This window comes from Pseudomonas sp. C5pp, from assembly GCF_000814065.1.
GTDB lineage: Bacteria > Pseudomonadota > Gammaproteobacteria > Pseudomonadales > Pseudomonadaceae > Aquipseudomonas > Aquipseudomonas asiatica.
Genome location: NZ_JWLN01000014.1, coordinates 119,639 through 141,460 on the forward strand (window position 1 = coordinate 119,639; position 21,822 = coordinate 141,460).

Here is a 21,822-nt window from a genome sequence, read left to right on the forward strand (position 1 = left end):
ATGAGCCTGCGCGCCGCGCTGTCGATCCTTGCGCTTTCGCTGCTGGCCGGCTGCGTGTCGGGCGGCGCGGGCGATCCCCTGGCCAGCCGCCAGGGCAGGGCAGAGGCGGGGCGGGCCTATGTGCAGCTTGGGCTGGGTTATTTGCAACAGGGTTTGACCGAGCAGGCCAAGGCGCCGCTGGGCAAGGCCCTGGCCCTGGATGGTGGTGATGCCGATGCGCACGCCGCCCTGGCGCTGGTCTTTCAGGCCGAAGGCGAGCCCGCGCTGGCCGAAACGCACTTCCGCAAGGCGCTGAAGGCACGCACCGGCGACACGCGAATTCGCAACAATTACGGCAGTTTCCTTTATGCTCAGGGCCGATTTGCCGAGGCCGAGCAGATGTTTCGCCTTGCCAGCGCCGATACCCTGTATCCTGAGCGCTCACGCGTTTACGAGAACCTGGGCCTGACCGCCCTGAAGCTCGAGCGCCGCGACCAGGCGCATGCGTATCTGCTGAAAGCTCTGCAACTCAACCAGCGGCAGCCGAAAGCCTTGCTGGAAATGGCTGAGTTGTCCTACGAAAACAGGCATTATGTGCCGGCCCGGGACTACTACGATCGTTTCAGCCAGTTGAGCGACCACGATGCCCGTAGCCTGCTGCTGGGCAGCCGCCTTGCCAGGGTATTCGACGAGCAAGGCACACTGGCCGAGCTGGGCCAGCAATTACAACGACTTTATCCCGGTACGCCGGAATATCAGCAATACCTGTCGGAGCAACGATGAAAGCCGCGCATCCCGAAGTAGCAGTAGCGCCTGGCCAGAACCCCGGTGAGCTTTTGCGTCAGGCCCGTGAGAACCGGGACTGGTCACAAGCCGAGGTGGCCCGCAAGCTCAACCTCACTGTCAGTTCGTTGAACCACGTGGAAACCGGCGCCTTCGACAAGCTGCCGGGGCATACCTTCGCCCGTGGTTATATCCGCGCCTATGCCAAGCTGATGGACCTGGACCAGGCTGCCCTGGTGGACGCCTTCGACCGTTACACCGGCACCCACGCCAAAGGCAGCGACGTGCACTCGCTGGGCCGTATCGAAGAGCCCGTGCGCCTGTCGCACAACATTCTGCGTGGCGTCAGCCTGCTGCTGCTGGTGGCAGTGGTCGGCGGCGGCTTCGTCTGGTGGCAGGACCAGGGCAGCCTGCGTGGCAAGGAGCTGGCCAAGATTGCCCTGGAGCACGTCGAAGTCGAAAGCGCCGACGGCACCACCCAGATTCACCCGCTCGATGAGCCTGAAGACCAGGCTGTTTCCGCTGGCCAGCAGCCTGAGAGTGCGCCGCTGCCGCTTGAGCAGGGCGCAGCCGAGCAGCCTGCCGCCGTACCGGCACCGGCAAGCCCGGCACCTGCCGATACCGCTGCCGTAGTACCGACACCGGCCCAGCAGGCGCCTGTGCCAGCGATCGCCAGCGCACCTGCTGCCGCGCCTGCGCCGGTAGCACCGGTTGCCCCGGCCCCGGCGGCTGTTGCACCTGCTACACCTGTAGCGGCCGTGGCCGCTGCCGAGCCTGCCGCCGCCGCAGTGCCGGCTGGCAGCGCCAAGGTCGCCATCCAGTTCGTCGCCGATTGCTGGACCCAGGTCACCGACGGCAACGGCAAGGTGCTGTTCAGCGCCATCAAGCGCAAGGGGGACAACCTCGAGCTGACCGGCAAGCCGCCGTTCTCGGTACGCCTGGGCTTTGCCCGTGGCGCCCAGGTCAGCTACAACGGCCAGGCCGTCGATGTTGCCCCGTTCACCAGTGGCGAGACCGCTCGCCTGAAGTTGGGACAGTAATCATGCACGGCGAATCTCCGATCAAACGTCGCGAATCCCGCAAAATCTGGGTCGGCAATGTACCGGTGGGTGGTGATGCCCCCATCGCGGTGCAGAGCATGACCAACACCGACACCAACGATGTGGCCGCCACCGTGGCGCAAATCCAGCGCCTGGTCGATGCCGGCGTGGACATCGTGCGCGTTTCGGTGCCGGACATGGACGCCGCAGAGGCGTTCGGCCGCATCAAGCAGCAGGTCAGCGTGCCGCTGGTTGCCGACATCCACTTCGACTACAAGATCGCCCTGCGCGTGGCCGAACTGGGCGTCGACTGCCTGCGTATCAACCCGGGCAACATCGGCCGTGAAGACCGTGTACGCGCGGTGGTCGATGCCGCCCGCGACCGGGGCATCCCGATCCGTATCGGCGTCAACGCCGGCTCCCTGGAAAAGGACCTGCAGAAGAAGTACGGCGAACCGACCCCGGCAGCGCTGGTCGAGTCGGCCCTGCGCCACGTCGAGCACCTCGACCGCCTGGACTTCCAGGACTTCAAGGTCAGCGTCAAGGCCTCCGATGTGTTCATGGCCGTCGAAGCCTACCGCCTGCTGGCCAAGCAGATCGTGCAGCCGCTGCACCTGGGCATCACCGAAGCCGGTGGCCTGCGTTCGGGGACGGTGAAATCCGCTGTCGGCCTCGGTATGCTGCTGGCCGAAGGCATTGGCGATACCATCCGTATCTCGCTGGCGGCCGACCCGGTCGAAGAAGTGAAAGTCGGCTACGACATCCTCAAGTCGCTGCACCTGCGCTCGCGTGGCATCAACTTCATCGCCTGCCCGAGCTGCTCGCGGCAGAACTTCGATGTGGTCAAGACCATGAACGAGCTGGAAGGGCGCCTGGAAGACCTGCTGGTGCCGCTGGACGTGGCGGTGATCGGTTGCGTGGTCAACGGCCCGGGCGAAGCCAAGGAGGCCCATGTGGGGCTGACCGGCGGCACGCCGAACCTGATCTACATCGACGGCAAGCCGGCGCAGAAGCTGACCAACGACAACCTGGTCGATGAACTGGAAAAGCTCATCCGCCAGAAAGCGGCCGAAAAGGCCGAAGCCGACGCGGCGCTGATCGTCCGTGGCTGACACACAGAATTCGTAAGGACTTTTCGTGAGCAAATCGCTGCAAGCCATCCGTGGCATGAACGACATCCTGCCAGAACAGTCGCCGCTGTGGCGCTACTTCGAAGGCACCGTGGCCGGCCTGCTGGACACCTACGGGTACAGCCAGATCCGCACGCCGATCGTCGAGTTCACCGAGCTGTTCAAGCGCTCCATCGGTGAAGTGACCGACATCGTCGAAAAAGAGATGTACACCTTCGAGGACCGCAACGGCGATTCGCTGACCCTGCGCCCCGAAGGCACCGCCGCCTGTGTGCGTGCCGTGCTCGAGCATGGCATCACCGGCAACGGCCAGGTGCAGAAACTGTGGTACATCGGCCAGATGTTCCGCCACGAGCGCCCGCAGAAGGGCCGCTACCGCCAGTTCCACCAGATTGGCGTGGAAGTGTTCAACCTGGATGGCCCGGACATCGACGCCGAGCTGATCATGCTGACCTGGCGCCTGTGGGGCCTGCTGGGCATCCAGGACGCGGTCAAGCTGGAGCTCAACAGCCTGGGCACCAGCGAAGCACGTGCACGCTACCGTGATGCGCTGGTCGAGTTCCTCTCGGCGCGCCTGGAGCAACTGGACGAAGACAGCCAGCGCCGCCTGAAGAGCAACCCGCTGCGCATTCTCGACAGCAAGGACCAGAACACCCAGGCGGTGCTGGTCGGCGCGCCGAAGCTGGAAGACTACCTGGACGAAGAGTCGCGCGTGCACTTCGAGGGCCTCAAGGCCCGCCTGGACGCTGCCGGCATCCCGTTCGTGATCAACACCAAGCTCGTGCGTGGCCTGGACTACTACAGCAAGACCGTGTTCGAGTGGGTCACCGACAAGCTCGGCGCCCAGGGTACTGTCTGCGCCGGCGGCCGTTATGACGGCCTGGTCGAACAGATGGGCGGCAAGCCGACCCCGGGCGTCGGTTTCGCCATGGGCATCGAGCGCCTGATCCTGCTGCTGGAAACCCTTGGCAAGGTGCCCGAGTCCATCAGCCGCCAGATCGACGTCTACCTGTGCGCCTTTGGCGAACAGGCGGAGCTGGCCGGCCTGCGCCTGTCCGAAAACTTGCGCGACCGCTTGCCGGGCCTGCGCCTGGCAGTCAACGCCGGCGGTGGCAGCTTCAAGAGCCAGTTCAAGAAAGCCGACAAGAGCGGCGCGCTGTTCGCCCTGATCCTCGGTGACGACGAACTGGCCAAGCAAGAGATCGGCTTCAAGCCCCTGCGTGGTCAGGGCGAACAACAGAACATTGCCTGGGATGCTCTGGCTGAGCACCTGGAAACCGCGATCGCGCAGGCGTAACGCGGTTCAACAAGCGAATAGGCGAAAAGGAGTATTGGGGTGTCGAGTACCGATGATGAACTGGCAGGGGTCAAGGACTGGTGGAACCGCAACGGCAAGCCGCTGTTGACCGGTGCCCTGCTGGCTGGCGTGGTGGTGTTGGGCTGGAATACCTGGCACAAGTACCAGAACAATCAGTCGCAAGGTGCCTCGCAGCTGTACCAGGCCTTGCTGGAGACCAGCCTGACGCCGACTGGCCAGCCTGACGCGACCAAGGTCGCGGAACTGGCCGGCAAGCTCAAGAGCGAGTTCGGTGGTACCGCCTACGCCCAGTACGGCAGCCTGTTCGTTGCCAAGGTCGCGGTCGAGAGCGGCAAGCTCGACGACGCTGCTGCCGAGTTGAAGAGCGTGCTGGACAAGCCGGCCGATGCCACTCTGGGCGAAATTTCGCGTCAGCGCCTGGCTCGTGTACTGGCCGCCCAGAACAAGGCCGAGGATGCCCTCAAGCTGCTCGACGGCGACGCCGACAAAGCCTTCCTGGCCAGCCGCGAAGAGTTGAAAGGTGACCTGCTGGTGCAACTGGGTCGCGCCGACGACGCGCACAGCGCTTACGAGAAAGCCAAGGCTGCGTTGTCCGATGAGGCGGCGGTCGGTGGCCTGCAATTGAAGCTGGATGACTTGGCCAAAGGGGACGCGTAAGTGATCGGTTGGAAACATGCAGCAGTGCTGACCCTGGCCGTACTGGCCGCGGGTTGCAGCAGCAACAGCAAGAAGGAACTGCCTCCGGCCGAGCTGACCAAGTTCACCGAGGAAGTGGTGCTGAAAAAGCAGTGGAGCCGTTCGATCGGTGACGGCCAGGGCGAGACCTACAATACCCTCGTACCTGCCATCGAGAACGACCGTATCTACGCCTCCGACGTCAACGGCGAAGTCTTCGCCCTCGACCGCATCACCGGCGACGTGGTGTGGAAGAAGGACCTCGAGCTGCCGGTTTCCGGCGCTGTCGGCGTGGGCTACGGCCTGGTCATGATCGGTACCCTCAAGGGTGAAGTCATCGCCCTGGACTCCAGCACCGGTGAGGAGCGCTGGCGCTCCCGCGTGACCAGCGAAGTACTGGCCCCACCTGCCAACAACGGTGACGTGGTGGTGGTGCAGACCCAGGACGATCGCCTGATCGGCCTGGATGCCGCCACTGGCGACCGCCGCTGGATCTACGAAAACACCCCGGCCGTGCTGACCCTGCGTGGTACCGGCGCACCGATCGCCACCAATCGCCTGGCCGTCGCCGGCCTGTCCACCGGCAAGGTGGTGGCGGTGGACATCAACAACGGCGTGCCGGTGTGGGAAAGCCGTGTGGCAATCCCGCAGGGTCGTTCCGAGCTGGACCGCGTGGTCGATATCGACGGCGGCTTGCTGCTGTCGGGTGGTACCCTGTACGTCAGCACCTACCAGGGCCGCGTCGCGGGCCTGGACCTGGAAAGCGGCCGCGTGCTGTGGCAGCGTGATGCCTCCAGCTACGTGGGTGTCGCCCAGGGCTACGGTAACGTCTATGTCAGCGAAGCTTCCGGTACTGTCGAAAGCGTCGACGAGCGCTCGTCCAGCGCCCTGTGGACCAACGACACCATGGCTCGCCGCCAGCTGACCGCGCCTGAAGTGTTCTCCAGCTACGTGGCGGTGGGCGACTTCGAGGGTTACCTGCACCTGCTGAGCCAGGTCGATGGCCGCTTCGTCGGCCGTGAGCGTATCGACAGTGATGGCCTGCGCGCCCGCCCACTTGTGGTCGGCGACACCATCTACGTCTTCGGCAACAGCGGCAAGCTCGAGGCACTGACCATCCGCTGAAGCTATGCTTGAAGCCTTGGCGGGCTTCAAGCCGCGGCGTAGGACACGCCGCCCGAACTCCGGCCGCTGCCTTGCAGCGGCCTTTGCATTTTCAAGAATTCAAGAGTGGAGAGCCGAATGGTTCCCGTAATCGCCCTGGTGGGCCGCCCGAACGTCGGCAAATCCACCATGTTCAACCGCCTGACCAAGACCCGCGATGCCATCGTCGGTGACCTGTCGGGCCTGACCCGTGACCGCCAGTATGGTGATGCCACCTGGCAGGGTCGTTCCTTCATCCTGATCGACACCGGCGGTATCACCGGTGACGAAGTGGGCATGGATGAGAAAATGGCCGAGCAGTCGCTCATGGCCATCGAAGAAGCTGACTATGTGCTGTTCCTGGTCGATGCCCGTGCCGGCATGACCGCTGCCGACCAGATGATCGCCGAGCACCTGCGCAAGCGGAACAAGGAAGCGATCCTGGTTGCCAACAAGATCGACAACATCGACGCCGATGTGGCTCGCGCCGAGTTCTCGCCGCTGGGCATGGGCAACGCCATCCCGGTGGCCGGCTCCCAAGGCCGCGGCATCAATGCGCTGATGGAGGCCGTGCTCGGCCACCTGCCACGCGACCAAGTCGAGGAAGCGCTGGACGCCGAAGTCGCCGAAGGCGAGGAAGCGGTGCGCATCCCGGGCCCGAGCGAGAAGGATGGCATCAAGATCGCCATCATCGGCCGCCCCAACGTCGGCAAGTCGACCCTGGTCAACCGCATGCTCGGCGAAGAGCGCGTGGTGGTGTACGACCAGCCGGGCACCACCCGCGACAGTATCTACATCCCGTTCGAGCGCGATGACGAGAAGTACACCTTCATCGACACGGCCGGCGTGCGCAAGCGCGGCAAGATCCACGAGGAAGTCGAGAAGTTCTCGGTGGTGAAGACGCTGCAGGCGATCAAGGACGCCAACGTGGTGATTTTCGTCATGGACGCCCGCGAAGGCGTGGTGGATCACGACCTGAACCTGCTGGGCTTCGCCCTGGAAGCTGGCCGCGCCATCGTCATCGCCCTGAACAAGTGGGACGGCATGGAGCCGGGCGAGCGTGACTACGTGAAGACCGAGCTGGAGCGCCGGCTGTTCTTCGTCGATTTCGCCGACATCCACTTCATCTCCGCCTTGCACGGCACCGGCGTGGGCCACCTGTACAAGTCGGTGCAGGCCGCGTTCAAGTCGGCGGTAACCCGTTGGCCGACCAGCCGCCTGACGCAGATCCTCGAAGATGCCGTGAGCGAGCACCAGCCGCCGCTGGTCAACGGCCGCCGCATCAAGCTGCGCTATGCCCACCTTGGTGGTGCCAACCCGCCGCTGATCGTGATCCACGGCAACCAGACCGACAAGATTCCGAAGTCGTACTCGCGTTACCTGGAGAACACCTACCGGCGTGTGCTGAAGCTGGTCGGTACGCCGATCCGCATCGAGTACAAGGGCGGTGAGAACCCGTACGAGGGCAAGAAGAACACCCTCACCGACCGCCAGGTCAACAAGAAGCGCCGCCTGATGTCGCACCACAAGAAGGCCGAGAAGAAGCGCCGCGACAAGCGCTGATTCCGCGTCAGCTTCTTCGCGGGCTTGCCCGCTCCCACAGGTTGGACTGCCCCCCAAAAGTTGGACGCCAATCCAACCCTTGGGGGATCTATGGAAAAGTACACCGAGCTATTCAAGCTCACTGCGATCACTGCTTACTTGAATGGCAACAATGGTTTCCGAAAGGTGGCTCGACACTTCGGTATCGACTTCAGCCTGCTCCGGCGCTGGGTTGCCAGTTATCAGGTCGGTAAGGGTATCTGTTCAGGCTCGCCTGGGTGGCGTTATACCTGTGATTTCAAGCAGCAAGTGCTCAGCTACATGCTCGAGCATCGGCTTTCACTGCGCCAGACCGCTGCGCATTTTGGTCTTGGACAGTCCTTACAGATAGGCATTTGGCAGCGGCAGTACTACAGTGGCAGTCCAGTCACCTCTACTGCCGCCAAGCCAAAAAAGCCAATTCTTCCACTTTTCGTTCAACCTCCCCCTGACCGCTTGATTCGCGACCCGTTCGAGTTCTAGTGCGATTGTCTCACCAGCCCATAGGCACGTGCTGCTACTCGGTCCTACCTGTAAAAAATGCTAGTTGTACGCTGCCGCAAGCTTTGAAAGACTTATTCCTAATGTAGGTGTCTACCAGCGAGGGGCTAAGTATGGGGATTCAGCGTAAAACTTTGAGTCTGTTTTATTGTGACGGTAATATACATGCGTGCCTTGGTGATCAAGGCAGTCGAACCGTGTTTCGAGGGGGAGGGCAAGCATTAGCTGAGTGGAATGGCAGTGCTGAAAGTAATGTCAGCTTATTGTCGGTCAGTGAATCCGGTTCCGTGAATGGCGTGGCGCATCAGGGGGGATGGGAGAGATTTGATTATACTGCTTATGGCCATTGTTCTTCCCTTTCATCGGGCCATTCTCTGCTAGGATTCAATGGCGAGTACTACGGTAATTTAATTAACGGGTACCTGCTGGGGAACGGTTACAGATTTTTTAATGGCCTGAGATTCTATTCTCCAGACAGTTTTGCACCTTTTAGGGTTTTGAACGCGTATGGGTATTGCGATGGGGACCCTATAAATTACACCGACTCAAGTGGTCATTTTCGGGGCTGGTTCAGATCGTCAGCGTATGATAGATCCAAAAAACTTATGAGGCAATTGGATTCAATGGCGTCAGAATTGCAGGTGATGACCAACAAACTGAAACATGATCCGAGGTTGGACAGAACTTCAAAAATTAAAAAGCGGTTTATTAGTGATCTAACACCCATGGAGGAATCAGCGAAATCCCTCATGTCCAACTTGGCGGGGCTCGCAGAAACTAGTCCCGAAAATTTTACGAGTGCAAGTGCCAAAGTCGATTATCCTTCAATACGGAAGCGTGTTGCTAAAGCGATTGATGGGTACGTTTTTACCTATGAATTGATGTTGTTTAAAATAAGAATTCAGCGCCCGGGAAAATTAAGGTTGTCTCATAGTCAATCCTATCGATGGTCGCCCGCTGATGGCGAAACATCCAGCGGGGCCTTGCGCAGTACGCGCTCGGTGGATGAAGGGTTGAATTTATCCAATGAGGGTTCTGCGATTCGTAAAGTGTAAAACGCTTACCAAGGCAATCGGAGTAGAAGTGTAGCGTTAAGAAATAGGCGCCTCAGTTAGTTTAATTTGATACGCCAAAAAAGTAGTGAGCGGAGATAGGGCAGAAATTAAGCGAGCGCTGCTCGAGGCAGCACTCGAATTTTGTGGGTTGTCAATGAGCACCCGCGCTTGGTTCTACACTGCATGATCATCGCGCACGCACTTTGCGCTTTAGGCTACGAAGCGAGGTTTCTTGATACGCCCATATAGCGGGATGCCACACCGACAGCAGCCTTTGATCCAGCGCAAATCCCCCTATTGTTTCAACCTTTTTCCTGACCGCTCGATCCGCTATGCTCGGACTCCACCCCGTGCCGGATACACCCCAGGAAAGAGGGCTTCATGATCCGCAGCAAACTGCCGAATGTCGGCACGACCATCTTCACCACCATGTCCCAGCTCGCCGTGCAGACGGGCGCGCTCAACCTGTCGCAAGGCTTCCCCGACTTCAATGGCCCGCAGGCGCTGCTCGATGCAGTCGGCCGGCATGTGGCCGCCGGGCATAACCAGTATTCGCCGATGACCGGCCTGCCGGCCCTGCGCCAGCAGGTGGCGGCAAAGGTCGCGCGGCTGTATGGCGCGCAGGTGGATGCCGACCGGGAAGTGACCATCACCCCTGGCGCCACCGAGGCGATCTTCTGTGCCATCCAGGCGGTGGTGCATGCCGGTGACGAGGTAATCGTCTTCGACCCTTGCTACGACAGCTACGAGCCGTCCGTGGAACTGGCTGGTGGGCGCTGCGTGCATGTACAGCTGAGCGATGGCGATTTTCGCATCGACTGGCAGAAGTTCAGCGATGCCCTCAGCCCGCGCACGCGCATGGTGATCCTCAATTCACCGCACAACCCCAGCGGTGCGCTGATTACCCAAGAAGACCTGGACCAACTGGCCCGGCTTATCGCTGACCGCGATATCTACCTGGTCAGCGACGAGGTCTACGAGCACCTGGTCTATGACGGTGTACGCCATGCCAGCGTGTTGGCCCACGAGCAACTGTACCAGCGCGCCTTCGTGGTCAGCTCGTTCGGCAAGACTTATCACGTCACCGGCTGGAAGACCGGCTACGTGGTCGCCCCGCCGGCGCTGAGTGCCGAGCTGCGCAAGGTGCACCAGTACGTCAACTTCTGCGGTGTGACCCCGCTGCAGTGCGCCTTGGCCGATTTCATGGCCGAGCACCCCGAGCATATCGATGAACTGCCGGCCTTCTACCAGGCCAAGCGAGACCTGTTCTGTGGCTTGCTGGAGGGCTCGCGGTTCCGCTTCACCCGCACGGCGGGTACCTATTTCCAACTGGTGGACTATTCGCAGATCCGCCCGGACCTGAACGATGTCGACATGTCGCTGTGGCTGACCCGTGAGCACGGCGTGGCGACCATCCCGGTGTCGGTGTTCTACCAGCAACCCATCCCCGAGCAACGCCTGGTTCGCCTGTGCTTTGCCAAACGAGAGGAGACGCTGCGTCAGGCAGCGGAAAAACTATGCGCGATCTGAGTCAACTGCCGAACCTGAAAGTCGCCCTGGTGCAGACCACCCTGGCCTGGCACGACCGCGAGGCCAACTATGCGCACTTCGAAGTGCTGCTGGAGCAGGTGGGTGAAGTGGACCTGGTGATCCTGCCGGAAATGTTCACTACCGGCTTTTCCATGCAATCGGAAAGCCTGTGCGAGCCGGAAAACGGCCCGACCTACAAATGGCTGAAGGCCCAGGCGAAGAAGTACAACACGGTGATTACCGGCAGCGTGATCATCCAGGCCGCCGATGGCAGCCACCGCAACCGTCTGCTGTGGGCTCGGCCTGATGGCGAGATCCTGCATTACGACAAGCGCCACCTGTTCCGCATGGCCGGTGAGCACAAGCACTACACCCCGGGCGAGCGCCAGGTGCAGTTCGAGCTCAAGGGCTGGCGTATTCGCCCGCTGATCTGCTACGACCTGCGCTTCCCGGTGTGGAGCCGCGATGCCCAGGACACCGACCTGTTGCTGTACACAGCCAACTGGCCGGCTGCGCGCCGCCAGCACTGGAACCGCCTGTTGCCGGCGCGGGGTATCGAGAACCTGTGCTATGTGGCGGCGGTGAACCGGGTGGGTACCGACGGCAAGGGCTTTGCCTATTCCGGTGACAGCCAGGTGCTGGACTTCCAGGGCGAGAGCCTGCTCAGTGCCGGGGAGGCCGACGGGGTGTTCACCGCGGTGTTGAGCGCGGCGGAGCTGGCGGCCTACCGGACCAAGTTCCCGGCCAACCTGGATGCCGATACCTTCGAGCTTCACTGACAGCTTGTACCGGCCTCTTCGCGGGTAAACCCGCTCCCACAGGTCCCCCACAGTTTTTGAATTCTGTGCAGTACCTGTAGGAGCGGGTTTACCCGCGAAGAAGCCTGTGCTGGTTACATCAGTTTCCGATCAGTACACATCCCGCCGATACCGCCCATCCTCAATCAGCTGTTGCACAACCGCTTCCCCGAGGATGCCATTGAGCGCCGCATCCACACCGGCAGCCATGCCTTGCAGGCTGCCGCAGACATACACACAGGCGCCATCCGCGACCCAGCGCTTGAACTCTTCAGCCTGCTGCAGCAACACATCCTGCACATACACCTTCTCGGCCTGGTCCCGCGAAAACGCCAGGTCCAGACGTGCCAGGTCACCGCTGTCCAGCCAGCCTTGCAGCTCGCTGCCGCACAGCAGGTCATGCGCCCGGTTACGCTCGCCGAACAGCAGCCAGTTGCGCTGCTCACCAGTATTCACCCGCGCGCGGAGCAGGCTGCGCAGGCCGGCCAGGCCGGTGCCGTTGCCAATCAACACCAGCGGTGCAGCCGTTTCCGGCAGGTGGAAGCTGCTGTTGCGCCGCAAACGCAGGCTTAGCGTACCGTCAAGCGGTAGGTATTCGGTCAGCCAGCCGGAACCCAGGCCCAGGTTGCCATCGGTATGGCGTTCCTGGCGCACGATCAGCTCCAGCACGCCATCGCTGGCGATCGAGGCAATCGAGTATTCGCGGCTGCCGATCGGCACCAGTGCATCGACCAGCGCCTGCGGCTGCAAACCGACCAGGTGATCGCGACGGGTCGGCAACTGGCGGCCGGCCAGGGCCTGGGCGAGGGTTTCGGCCAAGCCATTCACTTGCACCTTGGCCCCGGCGTCCAGCGCCATGCCATCGAGGAAGGCGTCGATCCTCGGCTGGCCGTTGAGCGGCAGGATCTCCACCAGGTCACCGGCTTCCCAGCTGGCGGGCTGTTCCGATCGCAGGCCCAGCAGGTACACCGGCTGGCCCTGGCTGCCCGGGTTGAGCAGTTCGCGGCGCACCAGCGACCAGTTGCCGAAACTCGGCGGTTGCCAGGCGGCCACTGGCTGGGCGCCGGTCAGTTGCGCCAGTTCCTGCTGCCACTGCTGCAGCGCGGCCTGGTCGGCGTTGTCCACTTCCACCGGGCTGAATGCGCTGCTGGCCCCGCGCTCACCCAGCCATGCCTGCAGGCGGCGGGCGAAGCCGCAAAAGTGCGGATACTGGCGGTCACCGAGGGCGAGCAGGGCGTAGCTGAGGTTGTCGAGCGGCCAAGGCTGGCCTAGCACCTTGCGCTCGAAGGCGCGAGCGCTGTCGGGGGCTTCGCCGTCGCCGAAGGTGCTGACCACGAACAGCGCACGGCGGGCCTGGCGCAGGTCGCTTTCACTCAGTTCTGCCAGGGCGCGTACCTGCACAGGCAGGCCGGCGGCCTGAAGCTGCCCGGCGCTCTGCCAGGCCAGTTGTTCGGCAAGCCCGCTCTGGCTGGCAAAGCCGATCAGCCAGCTATCGCCGCTGGCAGTGTTGCTGGTGACGTTGCCACGGGCGGCATGTACCTGGCGCTTCTTGCGACGGCGGTCGAGGTACAGCAGCCAGCCGGTGACGAAGAACAGCGGCATGGTCAGGCTGGCGATGGTGACGATGATGCGCCCCGGCAGGCCGAAGTACTCGCCGACGTGCAGGGCGTAGACGCTCTGGAGCAGCTGGGCCTTGAAGGACTTGTCGGTGTAGCGGTCATGTTTTTTCACCTGGCCGCTGGCCGGGTCCAGTACCAGGGTGTTGAAGGCACGTGGGTGGTCGGCGTTATCCAGCAGGTAGAACAGGTTGGCCGGCTGGCCGCCTACCGGCGGCAGGCGCAGGTTGTACATGGCCAGGCCCGGGCCTGCAGCGTCCTTGAGGTTGGCCCAGATTGCGTCGTAGTCGACCACCAGCGGCGGGGCGTTCTTGTCGATTTTCTGCGGCCCGTGGCGGCCACGGCCTTCGCCGCGCTTTTGCTGCTGGCCGGCGATCGGCGCGTCGGCCAGCAGCTTGTTCAGGCCCTCGCGGTACCACTCGTAGGACCAGAACAGCCCGGTCAGGGCGAACAGCAGGTAGAACAGCAGGCACCAGGTGCCGGCCACAGCGTGCAGGTCCCAGTTGAAGGCGCGGCCTTTCTTGGCCCAGTCGAAGGTCAGCCAGGTGCGCCAGTCCAGCGCCTTGCGCGGCCAGCGCAGGTACAGGCCGGAGAGGCAGAAGAACACCAGCATCAGGGTGCAGGCACCGGTGATCTGCCGGCCGCTGTCGCCCATGGCCAGGAAGCGGTGCAGGTTGAGCATGAGGTTGAAGAAGCCTTGCCCGGCCACTTCTCCCTTGAGTTCGCCGGTGTACGGGTCGGCATAGCGCAACTGGCCACGGCGCTCGCCTGGCGGTGGGGTAAAGAAGACGCGTGCGGCGTTGCCTTCGCGTACATCGACCCACAGCATCGTCACCTTGTCGTGCTGCTGGGCCTCGACCCGCTGGACCAGTTCGGCCGGGGGCAGTACGCCCTCCGGGCGCACCTGGACCTTCAGGACATCGGCATTCAGCGCGCGTCGCAGTTCTTCCTGAAACGAGTACAAGGCCCCGGTGATACCCATCAAGGCCAGCACCAGGCCAGCGGTGATGCCAAAGAACCAGTGCAATTGGAACAGCGTCTTCTTCACCACATGATCACCTTGTGTTTCTGCCGCACACTGCGCGGCGTGCATTATGCCTTGATACGCAAAAGCCCCGCTCACGGGAATGAACGGGGCAGGGTGGGCTAGTCAGTCAGGCTTGTGTTGTCTGTACCGGCCTCTTCGCGGGTGAACCCGCTCCCACAGAGATATCACTGGACCTGAGGCCAGTGGAGTACCTGTGGGAGCGGGTTCACCCGCGAAAGGGCCGGCACAGGCGCAGCCCATTCAACAGATCAACCCGATCCCGGCATCAGAAGTGGACGCTGGTGGTCAACAGAGCCGTCCGCCCCGCCGCCTGGTTGGCGAAGTGGGTAGAGAAGGCCTTGTCGTAGTACACCTCGTTGGTCAGGTTCTGCACGTTCAGTTGCAGGTCGATGTTCTTGGTCAGCTTGTAGGCGGCCATGGCGTCGTAGCGTACATAGCTGTCGACCATGGTGGTGTTGGCCACGCTGCCATACACGTCATCCACGTAGAAGGCACCGCCACCCACGGTCAGCTTCGGTGTAATGGAGTAGGTGGTCCACAAGCTGGCGCTGTTGTTCGGCGTGTTCGGCAGCTGGTTGCCGTCGTTGGCCTTGTTCACGGCACCACCGTCTATCTGGCGAGCTTCCATGTAGGTGTAGCCGGCAAATACCTGCCATTTTTCGGTGATCTTGCCGCTGGCAGACAGTTCGATGCCCTGTACGCGAGTTTCGCCGACGTTCTCGTAGGTAGTGGTGTCAACCTGGACGCGGGCGTTTTCCTTCTCGGTGCGGAACAGCGCTGCGGCCAGGGACAGGCGCTGGTCGAGCAGGTCCCACTTGGTGCCGATTTCGTAGTTGGTGGTTTCCTCCGGCTCCAGATCGCTGCTCAGCAAGTTGCCGGCGCGGTCGGTGGTGTTGCCCAGCGGGTTGCCTTCAGTACCTTCGCCCAGCATTGCTCCGGGTGGCGTTGCGGAGGTGGCGTAGGAAACGTAGATACTGCCATTCTCGGCCGGCTTCCATACAAGGCCCAGCTGGCCGGTAACGAACTCGCTTGTATCCTTGCCTTTGGAGACAACGCCCTTGCTGTTCACCACGGTGGCGCCTGTGGCGTCGTAGGTGCGGTACTGGGTGTCGAAGTGGTCGTAGCGCAGGCCCATGTTCAACAGCCACTCGGGCGTCAGTTCGAGTGTGTCAAAAACATAAATTGCGCGGGTGTTGCTCTTGGTATCGGTGCCCGCGTAGTTGCGTGCGATGCTGCCGTTCCACGGATCGTCCGGGTTCGGGTTGCTCAGTGAGGTGCAGTTGTAACCGCTGGTGGCGCCGATCATGCCTGGGGTGCAGTTGGTGTTGGCGGTGCCGCCCGGGACGGTGTCAGTATCGACGGTATAGCTCGAGCGCTTGCTCTCTTCTCGGCTTAGCTCGATACCGGTCGAGAAACTGTTCTTCATGCCACCCAGGTAGAACTCACCGAACAGGTCGGTCTGGTTGGTGGTGGTGGCAGTGTTGCCCACACGGGTATTGGCGCGGCGCCAGACGCTGCCGTTGTTGACGTTACCCTTGCTGTCGTCAGGCTGGGTCAGGATGTAGTCCTGCATGCTGTTGCCATGGCGCAGGGTGTTCTTGATGGTCAGCGAGTCGGTCAAGTCGTGCTCAATGGCAAAGGTGGCAATATCCACGCGGCTCTTGCGGAAGTCGCGACCGGTCAGGCCATAGAAGTTGTCGCTGTCGCCGCCGTCGTACGGCTTGCTCGGGTGTGCCGAGGTGCGGGCAGTACTACCAGCGGTCGGGATGGTGTACGGAATGCCCGAATCCGGCAGGTCGTCGCTTTCCAGATGGTAGTAGTCGAGGTTCACGCGGGTCGGAGTACCCAGGCCGAAGGCCAGCGATGGGGCGATACCCCAACGGTCGTAGTTGACCTTGTCGCGGCCGGCGACGTTGCTTTCGTGGGTCATCAGGTTCAGGCGCCCGGCAACGGAGTCGCTGAACTGGTAGTTGCCATCGAAGGTATAGCGCTGGGTCTGGTCGCTGCCCCAGGTCCAGGCGCCGTCAAGCGAGTTGCCCAGGTGGGCGCGCTTGCTCACCAGATTGATGCTGCCGCCGGCGGCGCCTCGACCGCCGATGGCCGAGTTCGGGCCCTTGGCTACCTCTACCGATTCGATGGCGAAGATTTCGCGGGTTTGCGCACCAGTGTCGCGCACGCCGTCCAGGTAGGTGTCGCCCTGGGCGTCGAAGCCGCGGATGAACGGGCGGTCGCCTTGTGGGTTGCCGCCTTCGCCGGCACCAAAGGTGATGCCCGGCACAGTGCGCAGTGCATCCTGCAGGGTCAGGGCGTTGGTGTCCTTGATCACTTGCTGCGGGATCACGGTTATCGAGCGGGGGGTATCCACCAGCGGCGCGGTGTACTTCTGCGAGGATGCCTGGTCGACCTTGTAATCGGTGCTGGCCTGTTCAGCCTTGCCGTTGACGCTGGTGGCGTCGAGGGTGATAGCACTGCTGGCGACCGGGTCGGCGGCGTAGGCCGACGAAGCGCTGAGGGCTACGCCGATGGCAGACACGATCAGGCGTGGTGAACTCACTGCAGATGGTACGTACTGGCGCATTGCTAAGGACCTTCCCCAAGGTGGTAAGGCCGCGGATCTTAATGTAAGCAATTGTGACTCACAATTGAGAGTCGTTACCATTCGTGAAGAATTTACAATCTTTACAATTTGCCTTTACGGTTTCATCAAGCTGAAACGTCTTAAGCGGCAATTGGGGCTTGTGAAGCGCAAAAGGGAATCAATATCATTGGCGCCTTACATTTTCCGACGGTGCTGTCGCCATGCTGCTTCACATCCCCGGCCTGTTTCACGCCGATGAACTGGCCCGTATCCGCGAGGCGCTGGAGCAGGCCGACTGGGCCGACGGCAAGATCACGGCCGGTTACCAGTCGGCCAAGGCCAAGCACAACCTGCAACTGCCGGAAGGCCACCCGCTGGCCAAGGAAATCGGCAGCGCGCTGATCGACCGCCTGTGGCAGAACCCGCGCTTCATGTCTGCAGCCTTGCCGCACAAGGTGTTCCCGCCGCTGATCAACTGCTACCGCGAAGGCGGCAGTTTCGGCTTTCACATCGACAACGCCCTGCGCCAGCCCAAGGGCAGCCCGGAGCGGGTGCGTACCGACCTGTCTTCCACGCTGTTCCTCAGCGATCCGGACAGCTACGACGGCGGCGAGCTGGTGATCCAGGACACCTACGGCGAGCAGCAGGTCAAGCTGGCTGCCGGTGACCTGGTGTTGTACCCCGGCACCAGCCTGCACAAGGTCAACCCGGTGACCCGTGGCCAGCGTTATGCCGCGTTCTTCTGGACCCAGAGCCTGGTGCGCGAGGACAGCCAGCGGGCGTTGCTGTTCGAGATGGACAATGCCATCCAGCAACTGACTGCCGATGTGCCGGACCATCCGTCACTGCTGCAGTTGACCGGCACCTACCACAACCTGCTGCGCCGCTGGGCCGAGGTCTGAGCCGTGTCCTATCAGTTGCGTCGTGAGGAAGTGGTGGATGTGGCCGGTTTGCAGGCCATGCTGGAAGAAAGCCCTGGCAAGGCCGCCCAGGCGATCCTGGCGGCGGCAGGGCAGGGCGCGGTCGAGGCACAGTTGTTGCTGGGGCAGATCCTGCTCGACGGGCGCGGCATTCAGGCGGATGCCGCCGTCGCCAGGCGATGGTTCGGCATCGCCGCGCAGGGTGGCAGTGCCATGGCGCACAACATGCTGGGCCGTTGCCTGGAGCATGGCTGGGGCGGTGAGCCAAGCCAGGCGCAGGCGGCCATTCACTATGCGCGTGCGGCCGATGCCGGGTTGGACTGGGGGCTGTACAACCTGGGCAACTTGCTGGCCACCGGGCGCGGCATACCGGCCAACCAGGCACAGGCGCTGATGTGCTACGAGAAGGCCGCGCACATGGGGCATGCCAAGTCGATGAACCTGTACGGGCGTTACCTGGAACAAGGCATCGCCACGGCGCCCAATCCGACACGGGCGGTGCGCTGGTATCGGCGCTCGGCCGAGGCGGGGGACTTTCGTGGCATGTTCAGCCTGGCGCTGGTGTTTGTCGAGCGGGGGCAGGTGGCGGAAGCCGGGCCCTGGCTGGAGCGGGCGCGGGTCGAGGGGAACATGAATTTTCTGCGCAGTGCGCTGGTGACCTTGCAGGAGGCCGGGCCGGTGTTGATGGCCTTTGCGGCGCGGTATGCCGAAGAGATCGAACGGCGCGAAGCTTGAGGCTCTCTCAAGGCCTGTAGGAGCAGCCTTGTGCTGCGAAGAGGCCGGCATGACAAAAGAGGGCCTTTGGCAGTTATGGCCTCTTCGCAGCACAAGGCTGCTCCTACAGGGAGTTGCACAGGCCTGAGGGCGGAAAGCACAAATGAAAACGGGGCCTTTCGGCCCCGTTTCGCATTACAGGTAGTAAGCCTTCAGCGGCGGGAAGCCGTTGAACTCCACTGCGCTGTAGCTGGTGGTGTAGGCGCCGGTCGACAGCCAGTACAGGCGGTCACCGATGGCCAGGTTCAGCGGCAAGCCGTACTTGTAGTGCTCGTACATGATGTCGGCGCTGTCGCAGGTCGGGCCGGCGATGACCACTTCTTCGGTCTCGCCTTTCTTCTCGGTCCAGATCGGGAACTTGATGGACTCGTCCATGGTTTCGATCAGGCCGGAGAACTTGCCCACGTCGGTGTAGATCCAGCGCTCGACGGCAGTGCGCGACTTGCGTGCAACCAGTACCACTTCGCTGACCAGGATACCGGCGTTGGCAATCAGCGAACGGCCCGGCTCGAGGATGATTTCCGGCAGGTCGTCACCGAAGTCTTCCTTCAGGAAGCGGATGATCTCTTCGGCGTAGGTTTCCAGGCTGTTGGTCCGGGTGATGTAGTTGGCCGGGAAGCCGCCACCCATGTTGATCAGCTTCAGCTCGATGCCGTCTTCTTCCTTCAGGCGCTCGAAGATCACCTTGACCTTGGCGATGGCGGCGTCCCACACGCTGATATCGCGCTGTTGCGAGCCGACATGGAAGGAAATGCCGTAAGGCACCAGGCCCAGGTCGCGGGCGAGAATCAGCAGGTCCATGGCCATGTCGGTCTGGCAGCCGAATTTACGCGACAGCGGCCAGTCGGCAGTGGTCGAGCCTTCGGTGAGGATACGCACGTACACCTTCGAACCCGGTGCGGCCTTGGCGATGTTGCGCAGGTCGGCTTCCGAGTCGGTGGCATACAGGCGCACGCCCTTCTCGTAGAAGTAGCGGATGTCCTTGGACTTCTTGATGGTGTTGCCGTAGCTGATACGGTCGGCGCTGACGCCGCGCCCCAGCACCTTGTCCAGCTCGTAGATCGAGGCGATGTCGAAGCTCGAACCTTTCTCTTTGAGCAGGTCGATGATTTCCACGGCTGGGTTGGCCTTGACCGCGTAGTACACCTTGGCGAATTCGAAACCAGCGCGCAGGTCGTCGTAGGCCTGGCTGATCATCTGGGTATCGATGAGTACGAACGGGGTTTCCTGCTTGTCGGCAAACGCCTTCATTTTCTGGAAGGTGTCACGCGCGAAATAGTCTTCGACCTGGATCGACATGCTCAGGGACTCCATGGGCAAACTGAAAATTTAAGTGGCTGCAAACTGAACGTCCTCCGTATCCCCACTTTGGTTCGCCTACTCAGTACTTGAGCCGGATGGATCGTTTCCAGCATGGACGTTCGGCGCGCACTTTAGGGCGTGAAGAATGCAGAATCAACAGGCAATCCGGGCGTGATCGACGCGGATCGACGACCTGCCATTTGAATAACCGACCCATGTGACCGGCTGATGTTCCCCGGAGTGTTTCAAGCGTAAAAAATAGTGGAATGGAACGCGTTGGCTCCTTCGCGGGTACGCCCGTTCCCACAGGCATCTCGCGGTTTCTGTGGGAGCGGGCGTGCCCGCGAAGGGGCCTCAGGTGTTCATATTTATGGCCACATTTCCCTGGCACTGCCGTGCATGAAAAAGACGATAAATTTTTTGTTACCGACTGGCGGAATTGCCGTCCTTGATGAGAAACATTACTATTCGCACCCTTGTCTGCCTCCCTGATGACCCCGACCGTGTCCGGACCCAAAGGCTTCCTCGACCACTACCATGAGCTGATCGGCACCTGGACGCGCAAGTTGCGCAGTCGACAGCAGGCCGAGGACCTCACCCACGATGCCTTTGTCCGGGTACTGGAAAACCCGCGCGAGCAGGTCGAGCAGCCACGCGCCTACCTGCACCAGACCGCGCGCAATATTGCCGTGGATGGTTTCCGTCGCGAGGACCGCCGCCAGGCACTGGAGCTGGAAGCCTTCGACGAAGGCATGGGCGGCGGTGGCGACCCCGAGGCCTACGTGCATGCGCTGGAGCTGGCCGACAGTGTCGAGCGGGCGTTGGCCGAACTGCCGCTCAATTGCCGACAGGTGTTCATCTGGCAGAAGCTCGAAGGCCTGACCCAGGCCGAGATCGCCGAGCGCATGGGGTTGAGCAAGAACATGGTCGAAAAGTATATGATCCGCACGCTCCGGCATCTGCGCGAGCACCTGGATGTGTCGGCATGATGAGTCAGGAGACCTTTTCGATGAAACAGCACGGTACCGATACCGTCCGCGAGCAGGCGGCCGCGTGGTTCGCCCGGGTGCAGGATGCACCTCGCGATGCCGGGCTGCAGGCGCAGCTGCACGCCTGGCTGGAAGGCGATGCACGGCACCGTGATGAGTACCAGCAGCTCTCCCGCCTGTGGCAGGCCGCCGACTTCATCCCGCGCCAGCGCCTGGAAGCGCTGTGCCAGCCGGCCCCGGTACGCCAGTTGCCACGTCGGCGCTTCGTGCGCCAGGCCTTGGCCGCCAGCGTGGCGGCACTGGCGTTGGGCCTGGGCTGGGGCGGCTGGCACTACCAGCAACTGAATCACCAGGGCAGCTTGCAGACCGCCTTCAACGAACGCCGCCAGGTCGAACTGCCGGATGGGTCGCACCTTGAGCTCAACGGCAGCACGCAAGTGCAGGTCGCTTTCAGCGCCGGCCAGCGGCATGTCCGGCTGATGGCGGGTGAGGTGATGTTCACCGTCGCCCACGACAGTGGCAGGCCGTTCGTGGTCGACACCGCCCAGGGTAGCGTGACTGTCACCGGTACCCGTTTCGACGTCCGCCTGGAGCCGGCCAGCACCCGCGTGGCGGTGGAGCAGGGCTCGGTACGTGTGCAGGGCAAGGGCGCCTCGCTGGCGCAGCTCACGGCGGGCCAGGGCTCGCATATAGATGCACAAGGCCAGGTGGCGGCGCCCTATGCGGTGAATATTGGCGCCCTGACTGCCTGGCGCCAAGGCAGGCTGGTGTTCGACAACGCCACCCTGGCCGAGGTGGTGGCCGAAGCCTCGCGCTACCGTAGCCAGCCGCTGCGGGTCGCCCCCGGCAAAGTCGCCCAGCTGCGGCTGTCCAGCACCTTCAGCACCGATGACACCGACGCGCTGCTGCGTGCCTTGCCGAGCATCCTGCCAGTGGCCATCAAGGCCCATGAAGATGGCTCGCGCGAAATAATTGCGAAATAGATTCAGGTTTTTTTCCGCTCGTTCGTCTTCCCCGCCAGCTGCAACTGCCAAGCATTTCCATTTGCATGCGGTTGGCGTTT

At 62.4% G+C, this 21,822-nt stretch carries 18 protein-coding genes; 15 read left to right on the top strand and 3 right to left on the bottom strand.

All coding sequences use genetic code 11. The annotated features are described in order from the left end of the window. From pilW to RR51_RS14020, 11 genes are all read left to right on the top strand, one after another. Nucleotides 1–762 carry a type IV pilus biogenesis/stability protein PilW gene (pilW, locus tag RR51_RS13975; RefSeq protein ID WP_013971023.1) on the top strand — a complete coding sequence of 254 codons (762 nt, stop codon included), beginning with the start codon at nt 1–3 and terminating at the stop codon, nt 760–762. Further along, nucleotides 759–1,802 carry a RodZ domain-containing protein gene (locus tag RR51_RS13980; RefSeq protein ID WP_039613842.1) on the top strand — a complete coding sequence of 348 codons (1,044 nt, stop codon included), beginning with the start codon at nt 759–761 and terminating at the stop codon, nt 1,800–1,802. The genes pilW and RR51_RS13980 overlap by 4 nt, the downstream gene beginning before the upstream one ends. A gap of 2 nt (nt 1,803–1,804) precedes the next feature. Then, nucleotides 1,805–2,914, top strand: coding sequence for a flavodoxin-dependent (E)-4-hydroxy-3-methylbut-2-enyl-diphosphate synthase (gene ispG, locus RR51_RS13985; RefSeq protein ID WP_003257869.1), 1,110 nt, complete (start codon nt 1,805–1,807; stop codon nt 2,912–2,914). Between the two features lie 25 nt (nt 2,915–2,939). Next, entirely contained in the window at nt 2,940–4,229 is a 1,290-nt protein-coding gene (gene hisS, locus RR51_RS13990; protein WP_039613843.1) for a histidine--tRNA ligase, read from the top strand. Between the two features lie 39 nt (nt 4,230–4,268). After that, a complete protein-coding gene (locus RR51_RS13995) occupies nt 4,269–4,907 on the top strand; it encodes a tetratricopeptide repeat protein (protein WP_013971027.1) in 639 nt (212 codons plus the stop codon). Next, on the top strand, nt 4,908–6,050 hold the full coding sequence (gene bamB, locus RR51_RS14000; RefSeq protein WP_013971028.1) for an outer membrane protein assembly factor BamB: 1,143 nt from the start codon (nt 4,908–4,910) through the stop codon (nt 6,048–6,050). A 117-nt stretch (nt 6,051–6,167) separates the two neighbouring features. Continuing rightward, nucleotides 6,168–7,631, top strand: a complete 1,464-nt coding sequence (der, locus tag RR51_RS14005; RefSeq protein ID WP_013971029.1) for a ribosome biogenesis GTPase Der — start codon at nt 6,168–6,170, stop codon at nt 7,629–7,631. 90 nt (nt 7,632–7,721) lie between these two features. After that, entirely contained in the window at nt 7,722–8,132 is a 411-nt protein-coding gene (locus RR51_RS14010; RefSeq protein WP_082044699.1) for a helix-turn-helix domain-containing protein, read from the top strand. Nucleotides 8,133–8,263: 131 nt separating this feature from the next. After that, complete coding sequence (locus RR51_RS29250; RefSeq protein ID WP_082044700.1) at nt 8,264–9,205, top strand: RHS repeat-associated core domain-containing protein; 942 nt, start codon at nt 8,264–8,266, stop codon at nt 9,203–9,205. Between the two features lie 381 nt (nt 9,206–9,586). After that, entirely contained in the window at nt 9,587–10,735 is a 1,149-nt protein-coding gene (locus RR51_RS14015) for a pyridoxal phosphate-dependent aminotransferase (protein ID WP_039613844.1), read from the top strand. After that, the gene (locus RR51_RS14020; protein ID WP_039613845.1) at nt 10,723–11,514 is read left to right on the top strand and encodes an amidohydrolase; all 792 of its coding nucleotides are present in this window, start codon (nt 10,723–10,725) and stop codon (nt 11,512–11,514) included. Before RR51_RS14015 ends, RR51_RS14020 begins: the two co-directional genes overlap by 13 nt. A 129-nt stretch (nt 11,515–11,643) precedes the next feature. Here the strand turns inward: RR51_RS14020 and RR51_RS14025 are convergent, their stop codons facing one another. Together RR51_RS14025 and RR51_RS14030 are read right to left on the bottom strand one after the other, a co-directional pair. After that, nucleotides 11,644–14,199, bottom strand: coding sequence for a PepSY domain-containing protein (locus tag RR51_RS14025; RefSeq protein ID WP_039613846.1), 2,556 nt, complete (start codon nt 14,197–14,199; stop codon nt 11,644–11,646). Nucleotides 14,200–14,461: 262 nt separating this feature from the next. After that, nucleotides 14,462–16,774: a TonB-dependent receptor gene (locus RR51_RS14030; protein WP_024086308.1), complete on the bottom strand. Its 2,313-nt coding sequence runs from the start codon at nt 16,772–16,774 to the stop codon at nt 14,462–14,464. A 221-nt stretch (nt 16,775–16,995) separates the two neighbouring features. Between RR51_RS14030 and RR51_RS14035 the strand changes: the two genes are divergently transcribed. After that, nucleotides 16,996–17,676, top strand: a complete 681-nt coding sequence (locus RR51_RS14035) for a Fe2+-dependent dioxygenase (RefSeq protein WP_039613847.1) — start codon at nt 16,996–16,998, stop codon at nt 17,674–17,676. 3 nt (nt 17,677–17,679) lie between these two features. Beyond that, nucleotides 17,680–18,429, top strand: a complete 750-nt coding sequence (locus tag RR51_RS14040) for a tetratricopeptide repeat protein (protein WP_039613848.1) — start codon at nt 17,680–17,682, stop codon at nt 18,427–18,429. A gap of 174 nt (nt 18,430–18,603) precedes the next feature. Here the strand turns inward: RR51_RS14040 and RR51_RS14045 are convergent, their stop codons facing one another. Continuing rightward, nucleotides 18,604–19,767: a type III PLP-dependent enzyme gene (locus RR51_RS14045; RefSeq protein WP_015269027.1), complete on the bottom strand. Its 1,164-nt coding sequence runs from the start codon at nt 19,765–19,767 to the stop codon at nt 18,604–18,606. Nucleotides 19,768–20,261: 494 nt separating this feature from the next. Here RR51_RS14045 and RR51_RS14050 point away from each other — a divergent pair, with 494 nt between their 5' ends. Continuing rightward, the gene (locus RR51_RS14050; RefSeq protein ID WP_039613849.1) at nt 20,262–20,759 is read left to right on the top strand and encodes a sigma-70 family RNA polymerase sigma factor; all 498 of its coding nucleotides are present in this window, start codon (nt 20,262–20,264) and stop codon (nt 20,757–20,759) included. A gap of 20 nt (nt 20,760–20,779) precedes the next feature. After that, nucleotides 20,780–21,742, top strand: a complete 963-nt coding sequence (locus RR51_RS14055; RefSeq protein ID WP_039613850.1) for a FecR family protein — start codon at nt 20,780–20,782, stop codon at nt 21,740–21,742. The last annotated feature ends 80 nt before the right edge of the window (nt 21,743–21,822 follow it).

Coding starts and splice junctions, on each gene's coding strand:
- RR51_RS14055 (WP_039613850.1), top strand. CDS start 20,780: ATGAAACAGCACGGTACCGATACCGTCCGCGAGCAGGCGGCCGCGTGG.
- RR51_RS14015 (WP_039613844.1), top strand. CDS start 9,587: ATGATCCGCAGCAAACTGCCGAATGTCGGCACGACCATCTTCACCACC.
- RR51_RS14045 (WP_015269027.1), bottom strand. CDS start 19,767: ATGTCGATCCAGGTCGAAGACTATTTCGCGCGTGACACCTTCCAGAAA.
- RR51_RS14035 (WP_039613847.1), top strand. CDS start 16,996: ATGCTGCTTCACATCCCCGGCCTGTTTCACGCCGATGAACTGGCCCGT.
- RR51_RS14050 (WP_039613849.1), top strand. CDS start 20,262: ATGACCCCGACCGTGTCCGGACCCAAAGGCTTCCTCGACCACTACCAT.
- RR51_RS29250 (WP_082044700.1), top strand. CDS start 8,264: ATGGGGATTCAGCGTAAAACTTTGAGTCTGTTTTATTGTGACGGTAAT.
- RR51_RS14030 (WP_024086308.1), bottom strand. CDS start 16,774: ATGCGCCAGTACGTACCATCTGCAGTGAGTTCACCACGCCTGATCGTG.
- RR51_RS14020 (WP_039613845.1), top strand. CDS start 10,723: ATGCGCGATCTGAGTCAACTGCCGAACCTGAAAGTCGCCCTGGTGCAG.
- pilW (WP_013971023.1), top strand. CDS start 1: ATGAGCCTGCGCGCCGCGCTGTCGATCCTTGCGCTTTCGCTGCTGGCC.
- RR51_RS13980 (WP_039613842.1), top strand. CDS start 759: ATGAAAGCCGCGCATCCCGAAGTAGCAGTAGCGCCTGGCCAGAACCCC.
- der (WP_013971029.1), top strand. CDS start 6,168: ATGGTTCCCGTAATCGCCCTGGTGGGCCGCCCGAACGTCGGCAAATCC.
- RR51_RS14010 (WP_082044699.1), top strand. CDS start 7,722: ATGGAAAAGTACACCGAGCTATTCAAGCTCACTGCGATCACTGCTTAC.
- ispG (WP_003257869.1), top strand. CDS start 1,805: ATGCACGGCGAATCTCCGATCAAACGTCGCGAATCCCGCAAAATCTGG.